This window comes from Mangrovimicrobium sediminis, from assembly GCF_004745945.1.
Lineage (GTDB): Bacteria > Pseudomonadota > Gammaproteobacteria > Pseudomonadales > Halieaceae > Mangrovimicrobium > Mangrovimicrobium sediminis.
Genome location: NZ_SRLE01000035.1, coordinates 1 through 1210 on the forward strand (window position 1 = coordinate 1; position 1210 = coordinate 1210).

Sequence of the window (1210 nt, forward strand, 5' to 3'; positions counted from 1 at the left end):
GCATCTCGTCCATGTAGGCGGGCAGCTCGGTGAAGCCGGGGAACAGCTTGTCCTGCCAGGTACCCAGTTCCTTGATATCGAACAGCTTGGCGCGCACCGTGCGGCCGGGCTCGGAACCGCCGGGCGCCTCGTCGTAGTAGTCCGGCCAGTAGTCCGCGCGCGCCAGTTCGATGCCCTGGCGGATGAGGAAGTCGAGCATGCGCGGGCCTTCGGTGACGAACATGTCGCGCCGTTCGGGGGTCGCCGCCGGCGCATCCGGCTGGCTGCCGGTCACCGCCTCCAGGTAGGCCCTGCCCTGCTCGGGGCTGTCGGCAATACCCGCCGCGGCCATGAACGGGTTGGCGGGAATCCACAGCACCCCGCCGGAGCGGCCGGTGGTGCCGCCGACGATATCCATTTTTTCGAGGATGAGGACCCGTTTGCCGAGCGAGCGCAGGTACAGCGCGGCGCACATCGAACCGCCGCCACTGCCCACGACCACGAAGTCGTAGCTTTCGTCGAAACCCTGCATGCTTGTCTCCTTATTGTTGTGTGCGCCGGTGGTGGGTGATGTCGGCCCGGCGCAGTGCCGGCCGGCGGGTGTATCCGGGGAAGGCGCGCCGACGGCGCCGCTAGCTCACCAGGGCCGGACCGCCGGGCAACTGGTGGGCCGCCGCGCGGCGCAGGACTTCCTCCAGCTCGCGCAGGTAGTCGGTGAAACGCGCCTGCCCCTCGCCGGACAGGCGGCAGCGGGTCTGCGAACGGCGCCCCGCATTGGTTTTCTCGATCAGGAGGTAACCGGCCTGTTCCAGCACCTGCAGGTGCCGGCTCAGGTTGCCATCGGTAAGGCCGCACAACTGCTTGAGTTCAGAGAACAGCAGCCCCTCCGCGTGACCGCACAATGAGCTGACGATGCCCAGCCGGGCCTTCTCATGGAAGGCGCGATCCAGCCCGGGAAAGGCGAATGGCGCCTCGTCGATGTTACTCACTGGCTATCTCCTTTTCGGCATGGTTCATGATTACTGCCACCATCAGCTGGCCGAGCACCAGCGGCACTCCCATCATCCACGGCTGCAGCTGGCCCACCCGCGCGGCCGCCATGAGTACGCCGGCACCGCAGGCGAAATACCAGGCCGAGACCCAGACGATATTTCGCGGCAGGCTGCGCACCACGGAAAAGCCCAGCAGGCCGACCAGTATCTGCCACAGGCCGGGCAACAGCATGGCGCTG

General features: G+C 67.1%; 3 protein-coding genes. All 3 read right to left on the reverse strand.

Annotation, left to right across the window (positions count from 1 at the left end):
• On the reverse strand, positions 1-511 hold a 511-nt coding region (locus tag E4634_RS21065), incomplete at its 3' end, for an FAD-dependent oxidoreductase (RefSeq protein ID WP_135446658.1).
• Between the two features lie 100 nt (positions 512-611).
• Positions 612-968, reverse strand: coding sequence for a transcriptional regulator (locus tag E4634_RS21070; protein ID WP_135446659.1), 357 nt, complete (start codon positions 966-968; stop codon positions 612-614).
• On the reverse strand, positions 961-1210 hold a 250-nt coding region (locus tag E4634_RS21610), incomplete at its 5' end, for a hypothetical protein (protein WP_206046985.1). The genes E4634_RS21070 and E4634_RS21610, both read right to left, overlap by 8 nt.